This is a genomic window from Pseudoalteromonas sp. 0303 (genome assembly GCF_013349995.1).
In the GTDB taxonomy this organism is placed as follows: domain Bacteria; phylum Pseudomonadota; class Gammaproteobacteria; order Enterobacterales; family Alteromonadaceae; genus Pseudoalteromonas.
Genome location: NZ_JABVXF010000009.1, coordinates 113,332 through 131,483 on the forward strand (window position 1 = coordinate 113,332; position 18,152 = coordinate 131,483).

Genomic DNA, 18,152 nt, shown 5'->3' on the forward strand with positions numbered 1-18,152 from the left:
TTTAATCAGTCACTACGAAAGAGTCGAGGTCTTGTCCCATCTCTTTTTTCAAGCGATTCCATTCTGCCATTGGCAAGCGTACCGATAATAACCAGTTTCCTTGCTCATCAAAACATTCTTGATGAACTGCATTTAAGTTGAATAATGCTGCGCGAATACGACCATGTTGTGGTGGTAATTTTAGCTCATCAGCAAACATCTTTTTGGCAAGTAACTCATTAATTGCCTCACTTAACAGTTCACAACCAACGCCAGTGCGCGCCGACAACCAGACTCGTACCGGTTGACCTTCGTCGTTTCTATCTATACGTGGCGCAACGTCATCTAGCGCATCAATTTTGTTATAAACCAATAATTGCGGCACTTCATCTGCTTCTATTTCTTTTAAAACAGATTGTACTTGCTCAATATTTTCTTTTCGACGAGGGTCTGCCACATCGATAACATGTAGCTGTAAATCAGCTTCACGAGTTTCTGTTAAGGTTGCTTTAAATGCTGCAACAAGGTCGTGTGGTAAGTGACGAATAAAACCTACCGTATCAGCTAAAATAATTGGACCTATATCGCCGATATCCAACTTACGTAAGGTTGGATCTAGGGTTGCGAATAGCTGGTCAGCAGCATACACATCTGAGTCTGTAATACGGTTAAATAACGTTGATTTACCCGCATTGGTATAACCTACCAGTGACACAGTTGGAATTTCATTGCGCGTACGCGCACGTCGTCCCTGCTCACGTTGAACAGCAACTTTATCTAAACGGGCACGAATGTTTTTAATTCTTGCGCGCAGTAATCGTCTATCGGTTTCGAGCTGGGTTTCACCTGGGCCACGTAAACCTATCCCGCCTTTTTGTCTTTCAAGGTGAGTCCAACCACGGATCAATCGAGTAGAAATGTGGCGTAACTGAGCTAACTCAACCTGAAGTTTACCTTCGTGAGTACGCGCTCGCTGCGCAAAAATATCTAAGATCAAACTCGTACGATCAAGAACGCGGCACTGGCAAACGCTTTCTAAATTGCGTTCCTGTGACGGGCTAAGTTGATGGTTGAAAATGATGACATCTGCATTGTGGATTTTGACAGTTTCAGCTATTTCTTCTGCTTTTCCGGTCCCGACGAAAAGTTTCGGATGTGGTGCTTGACGACTGCCTTGCACAATCGCCAAACTACTAACACCAGCAGAAGATACCAACAACTCTAATTCGTGAAGATCTTCGCGATCCCCCTCTTTAGGTAAGTCGATATGAACTAAAACTGCCTGTTCGCCGGCTTCATAACGGTCAAACAAGCATTACGCTCCTAAGTTTAAAAATTTCCAGATTCTTGCTCTTCTGAATCATCACTTCCTTGAACGCCTTGGAAGTTAACAGAACGCGCTGGAACAACAGTTGAAATAGCGTGTTTATACACCATTTGATTTACGGTGTTTTCAAGTAAAATAACAAATTGGTCAAATGACTGGATTTTACCCTGCAATTTAATGCCATTAACCAAAAAGATTGATACTGGAATGCGCTCACGACGTAACGCATTTAAAAATGGGTCTTGTAACGACTGGCCTTTTGCCATGTTATTTTCCTTCGTTCTAGGTGTTATTATAATTAAGTAGCTGAACTAATTTAACAAAGCTAAAAAACTTCCAGCTACTACTAGCTTAGCGAACTTACTACACGTTGCAAGTTTTCTTCATCACCCGTGGTCAACCAAGTTACTTCAGGCCAACCTCTTAACCAAGTGAGTTGTCGCTTGGCTAACTGCCGTGTGGCTGCAATACCACGAAAGACCATTTCATCATAGTCAATTTCGCCAGCAATGTAATCCCACATTTGTCTATAACCCACACAACGAATCGAAGGCAGGTCTGGGTGTAAATCCTTACGTTTATATAGGGATGAAACTTCATTTTCAAACCCCTGGTCGAGCATTATTTTAAACCTTTTCTCAATTCGCTGATGTAATTCACTGCGATCATCAGGTGCAATGGCAAATTGATGGAAAGTATAAGGAAGCTCAGGCTGCTTTTGTTTTTGCAGCTCAGTCATTGTTTTGCCTGTAATACGATACACTTCTAATGCACGATTAATTCTTTGCGAATCATTTTCGCTCATTTTGTTCGCTGCATCAGGATCGATTTTCACAAGCTCTTTATGCAAATGTGGCCAGCCAAACTGCTTTGCTTCCTTTTCAAGTTCAGCACGTACTTCAGGTGATGCCTCTGGTAGCGGTGATAAGCCATCAATAAGTGACTTAAAATACATCATTGTACCGCCAACCAATACAGGTACTTTACCTTGCTGATGAAATAGATCAATCTTTTCAATTGCATCACGGCGAAAATCTGCCACTGAATAACTATCTGCTGGGTCGATAATATCGATCAAGTGATGCGGCGCACGAGCAAGCTCTTCGGCATTTGGCTTTGCTGTGCCGATGTCCATATCTTTATAGACTAATGCTGAATCAACACTGATTATTTCTGTGTTTAAATGCTCACACAGCGAAATTGCTAAATCTGTTTTCCCTGCAGCGGTTGGTCCCATTAAAAAAATGACGGGTAAGTTATTCAAGCCTAAATACCTTGCTTAGTTTAAAAACTGAGATAGTTCTATTTTAACTGCTTTTTGACGTAAACGTTGCATAGTTTGTGGATTATTTTCTAACCGAGCCACTTGCTCCAAAAAGGCTTGGCTTGCGTAATAGCGTGCTGGGATTTGCTGAGCTAACCAAGCTAACCATTCATCGAGTGAACTTGGTGAGGCTTTACAGCCTGCAATAAGTCGCTCAATAGCATCACTTACATCAAGTAAATAGACACAAGGCGGAAGCTTTTTCACCATCACAAACTGTTTTTCAATGACTAAATCAAAACCAAGTAAGGTAAACCACGACTGCTGAGCATTTAACGCGCTAATATCATCAGCACTTGCATTTACTCGCACAGGTAACAACAAGGCTTTGCCATCAAGGCTACCTGCTTGCTCTACGTGCGCTTGCCAGTCGAGTGCTAATGCATGCTTAAAGTGCGCAGCAAAGAGTTGGTTGTCTTCACTAAATACGCACTCACCTTCTCGTACATGAATAAGCTTGGCAAGCTTTGCTTGCTCTACAACCGGTGTTGTAACACTTGGTTCTGGGCGTACTTGGTCAAAATGCGCAGCATGTTGCTCGCTGATCCCTTGATAAAATGCATTGACATCTTGGTGCGATGTTTTACTGCGACCTTGGCTGTCACTACTAAAACCACCGCTAGAGCGCCCTGCTCCTGTTGCCCCAGAATAACTCGCTGAACGTGTCGGCTGTAATTCAGATTTAGGGTAATCATACTGCTCTGTTGGCGCTGATTGAGTAAAACTTGGCTGTGTGCTGCTTGAGTGCGTCTCATCAAACGGAGCATGCTGAAAAGCAGTGTCATTATGCTCTGTAAAACCAGCTTCGTGCTGAAGCGGCACCACCACTTGTTTTATTGCCTGCAGGATAAAGTCATGCACTAAACGGCCTTGATGAAAACGCACTTCATGTTTTGCTGGGTGCACGTTTACATCGACCTGACGAGGGTCAATATCAATATAAATGACAAAACCGGGTAGCTCTTCTGAGCCTGCGACTTCTTCAAAGGCTTGGCGGATTGCATGCAAAATGAGTTTATCGCGCATCATGCGATTATTCACATAGGTATATTGCGTGCTATTCGTTGAGCCCACGGGTAATACCCAACCACGCAGCATCAAACCAGCTTCACCTGATTGAATATGCAGCCCCTGCTCACTAAATGCTTTGCCAGCAACTTGAGCAACACGCGCTATTGCTTGCTCAGGGTTTGGTTTAGCACGGTATTGACGGACAACTTTGCCATTATGAGTCAGGGTAATAGAAACATCAAAACGACTCAGCGCAATACGCTTAATAAGCTCATCAATATGTGAAAACTCGGTTTTCTCGGTGCGAAGAAATTTACGTCGCGCAGGGGTATTAAAAAATAAGTCTTTCACCTCAATGGTGGTGCCATCAGGGTGTGCGGTTGGCTTAATCTGCACCGCCATATCACGACCTTCAGCAAACGCTTGCCATGCAGCCTCTTGCTGCTTTGGCTTTGAGCTTAAGGTTAAGCGAGAAACAGAACTAATTGATGCCAACGCTTCACCACGAAAACCCAATGAACAGATGTTCTCTAGGTCATCGAGTGACTTAAGCTTACTCGTGGCATGGCGCGACAAGGCTAATGTTAGCTCATCTTTATTAATGCCAGAGCCATTATCGCGAATGCGAATAAGCTTATGACCGCCACGCTCAATATCTATTTGAATGCGCGTTGCGCCAGCATCTAAACTGTTTTCTACCAGCTCTTTAACAACGGATGCTGGGCGTTCAACCACTTCACCCGCAGCAATTTGGTTAGCCAATCGCGCGGGTAGTATTTCTATACTCATAGTGTTCCTAACACGAAAATTGACTAGCTTTGAGGAATATCAAGCTCTTGACCAATAAATAAGGTATTTGATTTTAAGTTGTTGGCCGTTTTTAGCTTACTCACAGAGGTGTTATATCTGCTTGCTAAAATACTTAACGACTCACCAGGGCGAACTTTGTGTTTAGTCGGAAACTGCGACTTTAACTTAGCGAAAAGCGAGTCATCTGGCGGGTTTTGCATATAGTAATTTTTAATCGAGGTGAAAATTGCTTTAGCTAAGCGCTCCTGATGCTGCGCCGTTTTTAGCATTCGCTCTTCGCGTGGATTCGAGATAAACCCTGTTTCAACCAAAATAGAGGGAATATCAGGTGACTTTAATACTGCAAGGCTCGCCGCTTGTGGGCGTTTCTTATGCATTTTAGCCACTTTTCGTAATTCGCTAACCACTTCTTCTGCGACACTAAAGCCTGTTTTCATCGAGTGATCCATCGACATATCTAGCAGTGCTTGCGCTAAATATTTTTCGCTTGCGGTATCTTTTAATACCCCAGCTGCACCACCTAAAAGCTCCGAGTGTTTTTCTTTATCCTCAATCCATTTACCAATTTCTGAATTTGCACGGCGCAGTGATAACACCCACACAGAAGCACCGTTTGGCTGCGGGCTGGTAAATGCATCCGCATGAATCGACACAAAGAAGTCAGCTTTTTTCTTACGGGCAATGCTAGTACGAGTGTTTAGATTTACAAAGTAGTCACTACGGCGCACCATCCGCGAAATCATGCCTTTTTCAGCATCTATCATTCGCTCTAAGCGCTTCGCTATTTGTAGCGTAATGTCTTTTTCATAAGTGCCCGATGGACCAATTGAACCAGGGTCTTCACCACCATGACCTGCGTCTATGGCAATAACTATATCGCGCTCTTGATGAAGCTCGCGTTTTTTCACACTGCTATTGGTCGAAGCAACAGGCTCTGCCTTCGGTGTTTTATCAACAAGGTCAACCACTAAACGATGCTTGTATGGGTCGGTAGGTAGCAAAGCAAACACAACGGGTTTGCTGGCACGGGCTAGCTCAAAAACAAAGCGCACACTTTTGCTATCTTTAGGTTTCGAGTAACGTAGTTTAGAAACAATCTGATGCTTTTTAGGAATAGCGGGCAAGCTATCTAGTTTGTCGGTATTTTTTAAATCAATGACTAAACGAGCTGGATTTTTCAGCATGAAATAGCTGAAATCAGGTTTATCGTTTAAATCAAAGACCACACGAGTGCTGTCAGGTGAAGGCCACACACGTACGCTATTAATAGTATTTTGTGCAAGCGCAATTTGGCTCACAACCAATAACATCAAAGTAGTTAATAGTTTAAACGTACAACGACCCATTTTTACTAATACACCTTTATTTTTATATGTTTATTCTTGCGCACTCTTAAGTTGCTGAACAATTGCCTGACCACGCTCGGTTAAGCTGTTAATTGCAATAGCACGTGCCTCGCCTTCATAGCGTAGGGTGATATCAAGATCCGGTGTTGGAATAAATTCGCCGCCTTTTTCAGGCCATTCCACAACACAAATAGCCTGTGGTGAAAAATAGTCACGAATTCCCATATATTCAAGTTCTTCAGGGTCACCTAAGCGATATAAATCAAAGTGATAAACATCAGCTTTAGCTAATTGGTAAGGCTCAACCAGTGTATAAGTTGGACTCTTAACCTTACCTTGATGACCGAAACCTTGCACGATACCACGGGTTAATGTCGTTTTACCGGCACCTAAATCACCATGTAAATAGATGACTGCTCCTTGCTCCATTAAGGTTGCAAGTTGCTTACCCATATTAACCGTTGCTGCTTCATCAGCGAGTGGAAAACCAACACTGTCGGTCATTATTACCTCATGAAAAACTAAAAACACATTACTTTGTTAATCATACCAGAATAATTTTGTAAGGCGAGAGCCGCTCTTATGCCTAGTTTGACCAAAAAAAGCCGACAAAGTGATGTGCGCTTTTTTTATTGCTTTGATAAATAGGAGCACTAGTAATGGCTATGGTTACTTGCAAATCCCCCTTCTCAAAGGTAAATATTTTAAAGCTCAAAGTGACAACTATAACTGCTATGCTATTTCTTCTTAGTGTATCTTTTTTTGCACTTGGCATTTTTTGTAACAGCTTGATTTATAAAAATAAAATCTTAATTGCCGAGTTCATGCATTTTGGCTTTTATGAACCACCGACTCTCATTCAGATGGCTTTAAACTGGCTAACTATCTTAATAGTTATCTTGCTACTTTCTTTAAATTTCATCATTGCTTCAGCCCCCTTCAAAGCAAGAAAGCACTTTAAAACTAGTTTTATCGATAACTCATAGCTTAAGGCTTAAAGCTAAATACTTTTAAAAAGGCAAATAGATTTGCGCGCTGAGGCCTCCCTCTGGGCGATTAAGTAGTTGTACTCGGCCGCCGTGCATATCGACAATACGCTTAATTATCGCAAGGCCTAAGCCACTGCCTTCGCTACCGCGAGCGGCATCACCTTGTTTAAACGGTTCAAATACAGTTTCAAGTTCGCTTTCGAGAATACCTGGGCCGTGATCGTTAACCACGACCATGGCAAACTTTTTATTACTGCTCACGCGGGTTTCAACCTCTATATCACCATCTGAATAGCGAATTGCGTTTTCAATCATATTAGTAACAACACGCTTTATTGCTACCATACTCACTGGCACTTCGCTTAAGCTCGGGTTCTCTTTAAAGGTAATAGTGCGGTGATGTTTTTGTTCTGCTTCGACAACTTCTGAAACAATCGCGTTTAAATCTTCTAACTCAAGTTCTTCACGTTTGTGGTGGCGTAAATATTCAATGAATTGGTCAATAATGGCATTCATGTCTTCAATATCATGAATGATCCCTTCACGCAGGTAATCTTCATCGTCCGACATCATTTCGGTGGCAAGGCGAATACGTGTAAGCGGCGTGCGCAAGTCATGAGAAACACCAGCCATTAATAACCGACGGTCGTTCTCAAGAGCTGCAATACCTCGCGACATTTGATTAAACGCTCGGGTTACTTCAATGACTTCAGTAGAGCCTTGCTCTTCTAGCTTGGTAGAAAAGTCACCCACCCCTACTTTCACAGCTGCTTGTTGCAATGCTTTTAAAGGTCTATTTAGATGGCGGGCAAACAACCAGCCACCGAGTACACTTAAAAAGCCAATACTCGATAAATAAAAGGTTAAGAACTTCAGGTTGTTTTCTTGCAGGCCGGTGAGCGGCACGCGCACCCAATAACCCGGTGCTTGCGGTGCTTCAACCCAATAAACAAGTGGATCGGTTTGGCTAATACGTACTCGAGCAGAGCCATTGAGCTCTTTCGACATACTGCGCGATAGCATGGAGTACTCACGAGTTTCAGCTAACCCCTCACTCATCGCTTGGCGCTGGGTCATCACTTCGATGCCGGTGATCTCAAAAAACTTGTCTGAGGCTTCCTTGCTTACCTCAACCCCTTCTTCCCATTCGATAAACACGGTTTTCACCTGTTTCGAAAGGATCAGGTTTACTTGCTCTATAGTTGGTTTAACAACATAAAAACTGACCGTGATATAAGAGACAATTTGATTGATTAACAGCAGGGCTGCAACCAAAAATACCGTTTGTCCAAACGCACTACGTGGAAACATGCCCATTACTGTTATTTTTCACCGTCTGGCACAAATACGTAGCCTAAGCCCCATACTGTTTGGATGTAACGAGGATTAGCAGCATCAACTTCGATCATACGGCGTAAGCGCGAAACCTGAACATCGATACTGCGCTCAAGCGCACTGTAATCTCGGCCACGCGCTAAGTTCATCAGTTTATCGCGACTAAGCGGTTCACGTGGATGAGTCACTAACGCTTTTAATACCGCAAACTCACCACTGGTTAACGACATTGTTTTATCACCATGGCTCATTTCACGGGTCGCAAGGTTTAGTGTGAAGTCACCAAAACTAATTTCGTTTTCTTCGGCAGCAGGCGCACCTGGCACTTCTTTAGCACGACGACGTAAAATTGCTTTAATACGCGCTAACAATTCACGTGGGTTGAATGGTTTAGGAATGTAATCATCAGCACCAAGCTCTAAACCGATTATACGGTCAACTTCATCGCCTTTGGCTGTAAGCATTACAATTGGAATGTCATTTTCTTTTTGACGTAAACGACGGCAAATTGATAATCCATCTTCACCTGGTAACATTAAATCTAATACAATCAAGTGGAAGTTCTCGCGCTCTAATAAGCGGTCCATTTGCTCTGAATTTGCTGCTGAGCGAACAATAAAGCCTTGTTCTACAAGGTAACGCTCTAGCAAACTACGTAAGCGCATATCGTCATCAACAACCAATACTTTTGTCGTTTCGTGTCCCATAACTTTCATTCTTTTTGTAATATGTTACTTATTAATATAAATGAAAAAGTTAAGAATAAAAAACGAATTACGCGCTTAGATTGTTACTGAACATTTCAAAATCCGACTCGACAAAGGTAAAAGACTTTTATACCTTGCGGCTGGTTTTCTTTTTAGGCTGAATAAAATGGCAAAGACAAATTTAATAACCCGAGAAGGGTATCAGCAATTACAACAAGAACATGATTACTTATGGCATGAAAAGCGCCCTGAAATTACCAAAATTGTTACTTGGGCAGCAAGCTTGGGCGACCGTTCTGAAAACGCCGATTATCAATTTAATAAGCGTGTTTTACGACAGATAGATCGCCGTGTACGCTATCTTCGTAAACGCATGCCAGATCTTAAAATTGTTGACTACAACCCACAGCAAGCGGGTAAAGTGTTTTTTGGTGCTTGGGTCGAAATTGAGAATGAACAAGGCGATACAAAGCGCTTTCGTATTGTCGGCCCCGACGAAATTTACGAGCGCAAAGATTACATTTCGATTGATGCACCTATGGCTAGAGCGCTACTAGGCAAACAGGTAGATGATGATTTTTCGGTGAACACGCCTGAAGGCGCAAAAGAATGGTATATCAATGAGATAACTTATCCGGACGCGAAATAACTTTTGCCAGAAAATTCAGAAAGCGTTAATTAGTGATTGTTTAGTCTAAAAATGTGATCTATAACTAAAGGTACTCAAGATAAATCATTACTTGAGTTTTAGAAGGTAGTAAGTATGTCAAACGCAATACAACGCATAATGAGTAATGCCATTGTATTCGCACTATTAATTAGTGTGAGTTTGATATCTTACGCCAGTGATATTGAAAGCCATTCAGACAGTGTTACGCCAACCGCTCACTTTATTGCGTGTGATAGTGCAGACCCTGCCAACTTAGATACCGACCTCGATAAACATACACCTGCGTTCGTTGCTAATGTAGCCCAACCACTGCCAGATGCACGTGTGGTTTCGTATGTTCACCCTTGTAATAAGGTGTCTGTTTATAGCGCGCACCAGCGAGGGCCACCAGCTTTTTAATTAACTCAAATTTTCTATTTCAGTTTAATTAAAATGTATGGTGACCAAAATGAATAATTTCAAAGAATTACGTCTTCAAGATATCTCTAATGGCGCATTATCTAATGCAGTGAATGAAGTTGAGCCAACACTCGATCTCACTTCTTCAGCTTTAAAAGTACTTAATAGCTTTACTAAAAAAGACCCTTTACGTGCACATTACGGCACCACTATTGTTGATGCTTTAAAGCAAACAAATAGCTGTTGCTCAGATTTTATTTTAGTGGTTGATAGCGAAGATAAACTACTCGGCATCACCTCTAGTGCTGATCTGCAAAGCTCAAAAATTATGATCCTTGCACAGCGCTTGAACTTACACCGTGACGAAATTACTTTACACGATGTAATGACGCCACTTAGCAGCTTAGCTGGTGTGAGCCTGCAAAGCATCAGCTACGCAAGTATTGGCGATGCACTGCAAACCATGGAACACCAAGGTATGATGTTCTTATTAGTAACCAGTGCTAAACAAGAAATATGTGGTTTGATTTCAGCTCGAGAGATCGCTAAAAAATTACATATCCCTGTTAATATCAACCCAATTGCTAATGGCTTTAGCGAAGTATTACAGCAGGTTGATCACCCGCACTAAGCGTTAAAATCTGCGTTGTGTAAGACTATTTTTGCAGGCCTTAAAAGCAGTGCTTTTAAGGCCTTCTTATTGTGATATTATTCAGGCAATTAATCTTCAGTTTTACTGATTTTCTATTTTTAAAAAGGTTTATGCATGAGCAATATCTCTGCACGCTTAGCAACAGAGCTAAGTGCCCAGCAACCACAGGTTGTTGCTGCAATCAAATTACTTGATGAAGGTGCCACAGTTCCTTTTATCGCCCGTTATCGTAAAGAAGTAACTGGTGGCTTAGATGACACGCAACTACGTTTACTTGAACAGCGCTTATCGTATTTACGTGAATTAGAAGAACGCCGTAGCTTTATCCTTAATACTATTGAAGAGCAAGGCAAGCTAACAGCCGAACTAAGTGCTGATATTAATAACGCTGACAGTAAAACTGAGCTTGAAGATTTATATCTGCCTTTCAAACCTAAACGTCGTACAAAAGGGCAAATTGCCATTGAAGCGGGTATTGAGCCGCTTGCCGATGCGCTATTTAACAACCCAAGTCTCGACCCTGAACAACAAGCAAGTGACTACATTAATGCTGATGAAGGCTTTGCAGATAATAAAGCGGTGTTAGATGGCGCTAAATTTATCTTAATGGAACGCTTTGCTGAAGACGCCAAACTGCTAGCTAAATTCCGAAGTCATATCGCACAACATGGTCAGATTGAAAGTACTGTAATTGCTGGCCAAGAAAATGAAGGTGTAAAGTACCGCGACTACTTTGAGCATCAAGAACCGCTTAAGAAAGTACCATCACACCGTGCACTTGCTATGCTGCGTGCTCGCAATGAAGGCGTATTACAACTTAGTATCAACCCAGAGCCAAGCGCAGAAAATCCGGCGCAAGTGTGTGCACAAATGATTGCCGATCATTATCGCTTAGATGTTAGCAACTCTGCAGCAAGCGCTTGGTTAATGGGCGTAGTGCAATGGGCATGGAAAATTAAGTTAAGCCTTCACCTTGAGAATGAATTTTTAGGTGCAATGCGCGAAAAAGCAGAAACCGGCGCAATTGACGTTTTTGCTAAGAACTTAAAAGATTTATTAATGGCCGCTCCAGCAGGTCCACGCACCACGTTAGGTCTGGATCCTGGTTTACGTACTGGTTGTAAAATTGCCGTTGTAGATAGCACAGGCAAGCTGTTAACAACACAAACGATTTTCCCGCACGCACCACAAAATCATTGGGATAAATCGCTTCGTACTCTTGAGCAATTATGCCGCCAGCATAAAGTTGAGCTAATCGCTATTGGTAATGGTACGGCTTCACGTGAATCTGACAAATTAGTAGCTGAACTGATTAAAGCCAACACTGAGCTTAAACTTAATAAAGTGATGGTTAGTGAAGCAGGCGCTTCTGTTTATTCGGCATCTGAGTTTGCCGCTAATGAATTCCCTAACCTTGATGTTTCACTACGTGGTGCTGTGTCTATTGCGCGCCGCTTACAAGATCCACTTGCTGAGCTGGTAAAAATTGAGCCTAAATCAATCGGTGTAGGTCAGTATCAACACGATGTATCGCAAAGCCAACTTGGTCAAACGCTAACATCAGTGGTTGAAGACTGTGTAAACTCAGTAGGTGTAGACCTAAATATGGCGTCAGTGCCACTACTTACCCGCGTATCTGGCTTAAACAAAACGTTAGCACAAAACATTGTTAGCTACCGTGATGCGAATGGCTCATTTAGCCAACGCTCTGAACTTAAAAAAGTTGAACGTTTAGGGCCTAAAGCCTTTGAACAAGCTGCCGGTTTCTTACGTATCAGCACAGGCTCAGATCCTCTTGATAACTCGTCAGTCCACCCTGAAGCCTACCCGGTTGTTAAGCGCATCTGCGAGAAGAACAGCTTAGATGTAAACAGCCTAATTGGTAACTCTGATATCCTAAACAAGCTCGTTGCAAACGACTACACAGACGAAAAATTTGGTTTACCAACGGTTACCGACATTATCAAAGAACTTGATAAACCGGGTCGTGACCCGCGTCCTGAGTTTAAAACAGCTGAATTTAAAGCCGGTGTTGAAACCATTAACGACCTAAAACCAGGTATGATTTTAGAAGGTGTAGTGTCTAACGTTGCTAACTTTGGTGCCTTCGTTGATGTGGGCGTGCATCAAGACGGTTTAGTGCATATTTCTGCGATTACTAACAAGTTTATTTCTAATCCACGTGAAGTGGTTAAAGCTGGCGATATTGTAAAAGTAAAAGTAGTTGAAGTAGATGCTGCACGTAAACGTATAAGCTTTACCATGCGTTTAGACGATGATGTTGATACCAGCAATAAAGCCGCACCAGCTAGCAAACCTAAGCCAGCTGCGAAAGCGAAAAGTGCACCTAAGCAAAAACGCGAGTTTGGCAATGTTGCCATGGGTAATGCCTTTGCAGATGCATTTGCCAATGCAAAAGTGAAAAAATAATAGGCTGTAGGCATAAGTCGAAAAAAGCCGCGTAAGTGTAAACTTACGCGGCTTTTTATTTGTATAGCAACTTAATCAGTCTCGTTGCTATGAAAGGCTCAATAAACTGAGCCTTTATCGCTATTACTTACGACGGCGAAGTGCAAGTAATGGCAGGAGTAACACAATGAAGTGACCTAATGAGCCGCTTGAAGAACTCTTAGTTTCAGGTGTTACTTGTGAAGCGAATTCACAGCTACCATCATCTTCATTCGCAGTCGCATCATAGTTAGTTGCAGCAGCATCAGTACAGCCAAGCTCAACACCATCAGACTCAACCATTAGTAAGAATTCTTTGCTTACTTTGTCTGCTGGGTTTGCTTCGTCTTGCACTGTGACTGTCACCATTGTTTCACCATGGAAATGTGCATCTGGGATTAAGTTAAACGACATTCCGTCAACTTCAGCCGTAACATTCTCGCCGGTTACCACTAATTCATTTGGCGACTGGTCTGCATCAACAACCATCACATCAACACCATCGATACGGCCATTTTCTGCTACCGTCATATCAGCGATGTCGCTCATTTTCAGGTTGCTTTGTACGCCGATCGAGTGCATTAACATACCACCTTCTTGGCTACCTAGTTGGTAATCAAGGGTGATATCTTGCACTGAACCTTTCGCATCAGGCATAACCGTAGCAGTAAAGTTAAACTCAACTTCACTTTGCTCTGGGCCAACATAATCAAAACAGATCACTAAATCATCTTGTAAGATCTTGCCAAGGTCGTCATAACCAACCACATTGCTTAATGCACCGTCTTTAAAGCCGGCAGTTGTAGAGTAAACACTATCACCACCTTCAATAAAGATTGTCCCTTCATCAACACCTGCGCCTAGGTTATCGTAAGCAAAAATAGCTTCGAACATACCTTCATGGTCATCGATACCACTACGTAAAATCACTTCATAGTCAAACGTGTCGCCTGTATTTTTATCAGTCACATTATCGAATTCCATAAATACGAGATCACCTAAGTCAGGACGCTCTTCTTTATACTGAGAAGCAATCGTTAGACCTGTTGGATCCGTTGGATGGCGAAGGTTTTCGATTTCAAACGAGCCACGCCAGAATGGTGCAAGCGCTTCAACTAAGAAACCAGGACCACGGTGTGCACTCATCATCCACCAAATAGGTGTGAACTGCATTGCACCTGTTGGGTGTAAACGTACTTCGTTATTATTTACTTGGTTGTAAATTTCAAACTTCGCACCTTCTTTATAGAATAACCAATCAATTGGCACATCAAAGTACACATTTGAACCACCTTCATACCAAGCAGCTTCAGGTTGAATGCCAAAATCACCCCATAAATCGATATATCCCCCTGTCGAGAATTCATCAATCATTGGCGTTTTACACATCTCATTAGTGATGTTGTTAGTTACCACATAATCACGTTGTACGTTACGCGTTGCGTCTTGTGTACCTTGGATAGTTAACGTGTTGCCTTCTACAACTAACGAAGCTTCAACTTCTTCATTGTTTGAAGTTAGCGTTTCAGGCCAAACTTGCATGCCATCAGGAATCGTCAATGACAATGAATAGTCACGTGCTTTAGATTCATAGTTGGCTTTAAGTTTTACATTAACGTTAACTAGGTCCATAGCGCGAGCAGTGTCTTGGTCAACATTTAAGGTAAGTGCCTCTGCATCACGCTTTAAATTAACCGATGTGAAACCAAGGGTGCCTTCAGCTCCCTCAGCATTACCTAATGCAAAGCCGCCATAATAAACATCATTCGGTTGCGCATCTGGTAAATCCCAATTTACAGCAATTTCATAGTTACCATTGCCGCTGTGCTGCTGTGGCGCTGATACACTGAATTCACCAGTATTTTGCTCTTTAACAATGGCGTAATGCGTCACTGTTTGGTAACCAACATCACGTAAACCTGCTAGAGCTGCGGTCGCAAACCAATATTTACCAGGCTTAGGGTCAATAATGTTACAATAGTTATCTTCAACACTACTTGAAGAATAACAAATCATTTCTTCATCAAGGGCTTTTTTAACTGCATTGGGATCATCAGCTATGGCATCATCAGACACCATGAATGAGCCACTTTCATTAGCATCATAACCCACTATTAAGTGTGCTTTTTTCATTTGCCAACGAGGTTCAACAAGGTCTGCTAAATCTGTAGTTTGCTCTGTAGATGCAACTTTAACCATTAAGCGTTTTGTACCTTCAGGTACTTCAAATGCTTGGATATCCCACGCTTTTTCAACACGGTCTTTTGTCACGTAAGGAGCAACACCCAAGATATTTGCAGTAACTTCAGTTGGTTTTACAAGACCATAATAAGTCGGCGTAAATTCACTGTAGCTATCGGTATTAACAACGATTGATTCTGATGCACTGGCACGTGCCATATCGATATCAACCATAGTTGGTAACTCATCAATGACGTTTTTCGCAACCAATGTGAAATGAGCATCAGGTGAGTCGCCATCAGTGTTCTTAAATAACACTTTACCGTTGAACCAAGCATCTTTATTTAAGATATTGTCCCAAGGCGCACCTTCTTCATCAGGATCAAGTTTAGACTCGATGATATTTGGTAACTTCATAGTAACCATCACATCTTGTGTTTCACCTGCTTGAAGTGTGAAATTACTTGGTGTTACACTAACTTCTACACCGAAGCTTTCTTCTTCACCTTCAACAGCCCAACCATAAGCCGTTGCATCCCAAGTACCATCTTTTGTTGCTTTAACTGTACGCATCCACGTACATTCAAGCTCGCAGTCTTGATTAACTAACGAAGGAAGGTTTAACCACTCGACTAAACCACCATTGCGCGGGTTCGCATCATGATAGTTTTCAATAGTCTCATCCATGATAAGACCCGCATTGGCAGCTTGTGCTACGTCAATCGCACCGCCACCAGCCATGAAGTTGTAGTATGGGTCAATTAAAGTAACGCCGTTAGAAATACGTACTTTATTTGCCGTCATCATTAGCGCTGATTGAATTTCTGCTGGCGTCCAATCAGGGTGCATTTGCATAAGTAGCGTCATTGCACCTGTAACATGTGGCGTAGCCATTGAGGTACCACTCATGAAAGTCCAATCAGATGCACGAGGACTAGCTGTAAATGGCTGGTCATCGGCATTCGCTGCGTAAATATCAACACCCGGTGCTGTTACATCTGGAACTAGATTATTAATGTAATAACTTGGCCCCATAGAACTAAAGATCGCAAGTTCATTACCTGCTTCTTCATCAAATGAATAATGATTTTCTGGTTCACCTATTGTCGCAATCGCTGCGCCATCAGGGTTAGCATTAACCCAGTTACGAATTGTATAGCGTGCGTTTGATGGTAAGTGAATACCTGGGATCACATAGCTATCAGCAACAATATTTTCTGCCGAACTAATGTTTTGTAAAATGAAGCCACCTGCTCCACCAGCTGCCACGTTCTTAGCTTTGTCGACACGCGCAATGTCACCACGTAAACACACTACAATTTGGTCAGATGTAAACGTGCCTGCTGGGAAAGGGGCATTACAACTTGCTGCATCGTAATCATCATTTTCGTTCGGGTCGTCGTAATTTTCGGCAAGTACAACTTCACCTGTGATACCGCCAGAGAAACTCTTACCTGAATACTCACCAGCATAAGGCGTGCGCGTGCCTTGGAAGTTATTGATGGTTTTAGAACCTAAGTCCATTACACGATCATGGGTTGATGCGCCTACTGTAGTTACCCAAGGCGAAGTATGATCCGCAGACATATAATATGGGCCTGAGTTACCCGCTGCTGCTGCTACTGAAATACCTGCTTCACGCGCACTTAAGAAAGCCATTTCCATTGGGTCTTCCCACGGGAAGCTTTCACCACCACCAATCGAGAAGTTGATTGCATCTACACCATCTTCAATTGCATCTTCAAATGCGGATAAGATAGCTGACTCAGGACAGCCAGAATATAGATCACCCGAGTTTCCTGCATAACATACTTGGTACGAAATAATGTGCGCACGAGGTGCCACACCACTGGTACTGTCAAACGTAAATGGTAAGCTTTCACCATCACTTACTTTCTCACCTGTTGCAGCTTGAAGCGGTGTGTTTTCGATGTAATTACCCGCCGTAGTGCTTGCTGTGTGAGAACCGTGACCATTGTAGTCTTCACCATTTTCAGGACGGCGATCTGCACGTGCAAATTGATAATCAGCATTCATTGCAGTGATTTCTGGGTATGAGCGAACACCAATTAGCTTGTCATTACATAGCTCAGGTTCTTCCTCACAGTCGCCTACGAAGTTACCTGCGCCTAGTGGATTTTTCTCACTGTATTGCTGGTCGCTTGCAAATGCTGGATGGTCTGTATTGATACCTGTATCAATAATACCCACAACCATACCTTCACCTTTAACACCTACTGATGAAGCCGGTGTTGCACCCTGCCATAATTGATCAGCACCAATAAACTCAGGACCACGGTCTGTGCGTAATTCAAAAATACGGTTAGGAGTAATACGCTTTACGCCTGATTGTGTCGCAAGTAGCTCTGCATCAGCTTGTGTCATTTCGACCACTACCGCGTTATTTGCAAGAGTAAATTGCTTTTTAATCGCAATATTGGCACCTATTGCACGCGCCTTACTTAATACTGCTGATTGACGTTGCTTTAAAAAACCTTGATACGCGCGCACACTTTGCGACGCTGTATCAATACGCTCTTTAACCATTAAAGAGCGAGATTCAGTAATAGCTGTAGCGCTGAAACCTTGAATATCACCTTGGTAACTTGCCACAGGCTCATCATGCATTTGCACAATGTAAGTTTGAATGCCTGTCACCCCATCTTGAGGTTGAAAAACATGTTCCGGCTGCTGACTTTGATAGTGCTGGTTTAAGCGTTGAGCACTCCCTTTGAGCAAGCTTGGATGATCTTCGATTTGTTTTTCTTGTTGATAATTCGCGATATCTTCAGCTGTAAATGTTGGCTGATAAAAGCCTTTATCTGACACTTTGTTAAAGCCAGGCTCTGCCGCAGCATAGCCTGTAGCGCCGACATACAAGGCTGTAAGTACGGCGACTGAACTTTTCTTCAAGTGTGCGATTTTCTTATTGCAAGGTTGCATATGATTCCCACTGATTTAATTCTAAACAGCT

Annotated in this window: 14 protein-coding genes; 5 read left to right on the forward strand and 9 right to left on the reverse strand. The window is 42.5% G+C overall.

Features of this window, described 5'->3' with window-relative positions; all coding sequences use genetic code 11:
* Window position 1: 1 nt before the first annotated feature.
* The 6 genes from hflX to tsaE form a co-directional block, all read right to left on the reverse strand.
* Complete coding sequence (hflX, locus tag HUS62_RS08475) at window positions 2–1,291, reverse strand: ribosome rescue GTPase HflX (RefSeq protein ID WP_054563491.1); 1,290 nt, start codon at window positions 1,289–1,291, stop codon at window positions 2–4.
* A gap of 17 nt (window positions 1,292–1,308) precedes the next feature.
* Window positions 1,309–1,572 carry an RNA chaperone Hfq gene (gene hfq / locus HUS62_RS08480; protein WP_054552435.1) on the reverse strand — a complete coding sequence of 88 codons (264 nt, stop codon included), beginning with the start codon at window positions 1,570–1,572 and terminating at the stop codon, window positions 1,309–1,311.
* An 80-nt stretch (window positions 1,573–1,652) separates the two neighbouring features.
* A complete protein-coding gene (miaA, locus tag HUS62_RS08485; protein WP_175079159.1) occupies window positions 1,653–2,570 on the reverse strand; it encodes a tRNA (adenosine(37)-N6)-dimethylallyltransferase MiaA in 918 nt (305 codons plus the stop codon).
* A gap of 15 nt (window positions 2,571–2,585) precedes the next feature.
* Entirely contained in the window at window positions 2,586–4,430 is a 1,845-nt protein-coding gene (gene mutL / locus HUS62_RS08490) for a DNA mismatch repair endonuclease MutL (protein WP_175079160.1), read from the reverse strand.
* Window positions 4,431–4,453: 23 nt separating this feature from the next.
* Complete coding sequence (locus HUS62_RS08495; protein ID WP_258536740.1) at window positions 4,454–5,761, reverse strand: N-acetylmuramoyl-L-alanine amidase; 1,308 nt, start codon at window positions 5,759–5,761, stop codon at window positions 4,454–4,456.
* Between the two features lie 66 nt (window positions 5,762–5,827).
* Window positions 5,828–6,301, reverse strand: a complete 474-nt coding sequence (tsaE, locus tag HUS62_RS08500; protein ID WP_055020890.1) for a tRNA (adenosine(37)-N6)-threonylcarbamoyltransferase complex ATPase subunit type 1 TsaE — start codon at window positions 6,299–6,301, stop codon at window positions 5,828–5,830.
* Window positions 6,302–6,456: 155 nt separating this feature from the next.
* Between tsaE and HUS62_RS08505 the strand changes: the two genes are divergently transcribed.
* The gene (locus HUS62_RS08505; protein WP_175079162.1) at window positions 6,457–6,783 is read left to right on the forward strand and encodes a hypothetical protein; all 327 of its coding nucleotides are present in this window, start codon (window positions 6,457–6,459) and stop codon (window positions 6,781–6,783) included.
* 24 nt (window positions 6,784–6,807) lie between these two features.
* Here the strand turns inward: HUS62_RS08505 and envZ are convergent, their stop codons facing one another.
* Both envZ and ompR read right to left on the reverse strand, forming a co-directional pair.
* Entirely contained in the window at window positions 6,808–8,103 is a 1,296-nt protein-coding gene (gene envZ, locus HUS62_RS08510) for a two-component system sensor histidine kinase EnvZ (RefSeq protein ID WP_175079163.1), read from the reverse strand.
* 5 nt (window positions 8,104–8,108) lie between these two features.
* The gene (gene ompR, locus HUS62_RS08515; RefSeq protein WP_054554428.1) at window positions 8,109–8,828 is read right to left on the reverse strand and encodes a two-component system response regulator OmpR; all 720 of its coding nucleotides are present in this window, start codon (window positions 8,826–8,828) and stop codon (window positions 8,109–8,111) included.
* 166 nt (window positions 8,829–8,994) lie between these two features.
* Here ompR and greB point away from each other — a divergent pair, with 166 nt between their 5' ends.
* The 4 genes from greB to HUS62_RS08535 all read left to right on the forward strand — a co-directional run bounded on the left by greB (window position 8,995) and on the right by HUS62_RS08535 (window position 12,979).
* Complete coding sequence (greB, locus tag HUS62_RS08520; RefSeq protein WP_063528319.1) at window positions 8,995–9,477, forward strand: transcription elongation factor GreB; 483 nt, start codon at window positions 8,995–8,997, stop codon at window positions 9,475–9,477.
* A 114-nt stretch (window positions 9,478–9,591) separates the two neighbouring features.
* Window positions 9,592–9,897, forward strand: coding sequence for a hypothetical protein (locus HUS62_RS08525; RefSeq protein WP_054562854.1), 306 nt, complete (start codon window positions 9,592–9,594; stop codon window positions 9,895–9,897).
* Window positions 9,898–9,946: 49 nt separating this feature from the next.
* Entirely contained in the window at window positions 9,947–10,528 is a 582-nt protein-coding gene (locus HUS62_RS08530; RefSeq protein WP_058586152.1) for a CBS domain-containing protein, read from the forward strand.
* 135 nt (window positions 10,529–10,663) lie between these two features.
* Window positions 10,664–12,979, forward strand: coding sequence for a Tex family protein (locus HUS62_RS08535; RefSeq protein ID WP_175079164.1), 2,316 nt, complete (start codon window positions 10,664–10,666; stop codon window positions 12,977–12,979).
* Between the two features lie 123 nt (window positions 12,980–13,102).
* Here HUS62_RS08535 and HUS62_RS08540 read toward each other — a convergent pair whose 3' ends face one another.
* Window positions 13,103–18,121, reverse strand: a complete 5,019-nt coding sequence (locus HUS62_RS08540) for a S8 family serine peptidase (RefSeq protein WP_175079165.1) — start codon at window positions 18,119–18,121, stop codon at window positions 13,103–13,105.
* Window positions 18,122–18,152: the final 31 nt, after the last annotated feature.

Excerpts from the sequence above, each read along its gene's own strand:
- HUS62_RS08505 (WP_175079162.1), top strand. The coding sequence starts at position 6,457 with ATGGCTATGGTTACTTGCAAATCCCCCTTCTCAAAGGTAAATATTTTA.
- greB (WP_063528319.1), top strand. The coding sequence starts at position 8,995 with ATGGCAAAGACAAATTTAATAACCCGAGAAGGGTATCAGCAATTACAA.
- envZ (WP_175079163.1), bottom strand. The coding sequence starts at position 8,103 with ATGGGCATGTTTCCACGTAGTGCGTTTGGACAAACGGTATTTTTGGTT.
- ompR (WP_054554428.1), bottom strand. The coding sequence starts at position 8,828 with ATGGGACACGAAACGACAAAAGTATTGGTTGTTGATGACGATATGCGC.
- HUS62_RS08540 (WP_175079165.1), bottom strand. The coding sequence starts at position 18,121 with ATGCAACCTTGCAATAAGAAAATCGCACACTTGAAGAAAAGTTCAGTC.
- HUS62_RS08495 (WP_258536740.1), bottom strand. The coding sequence starts at position 5,761 with ATGTTATTGGTTGTGAGCCAAATTGCGCTTGCACAAAATACTATTAAT.
- mutL (WP_175079160.1), bottom strand. The coding sequence starts at position 4,430 with ATGAGTATAGAAATACTACCCGCGCGATTGGCTAACCAAATTGCTGCG.
- hfq (WP_054552435.1), bottom strand. The coding sequence starts at position 1,572 with ATGGCAAAAGGCCAGTCGTTACAAGACCCATTTTTAAATGCGTTACGT.
- HUS62_RS08530 (WP_058586152.1), top strand. The coding sequence starts at position 9,947 with ATGAATAATTTCAAAGAATTACGTCTTCAAGATATCTCTAATGGCGCA.
- HUS62_RS08535 (WP_175079164.1), top strand. The coding sequence starts at position 10,664 with ATGAGCAATATCTCTGCACGCTTAGCAACAGAGCTAAGTGCCCAGCAA.
- tsaE (WP_055020890.1), bottom strand. The coding sequence starts at position 6,301 with ATGACCGACAGTGTTGGTTTTCCACTCGCTGATGAAGCAGCAACGGTT.
- HUS62_RS08525 (WP_054562854.1), top strand. The coding sequence starts at position 9,592 with ATGTCAAACGCAATACAACGCATAATGAGTAATGCCATTGTATTCGCA.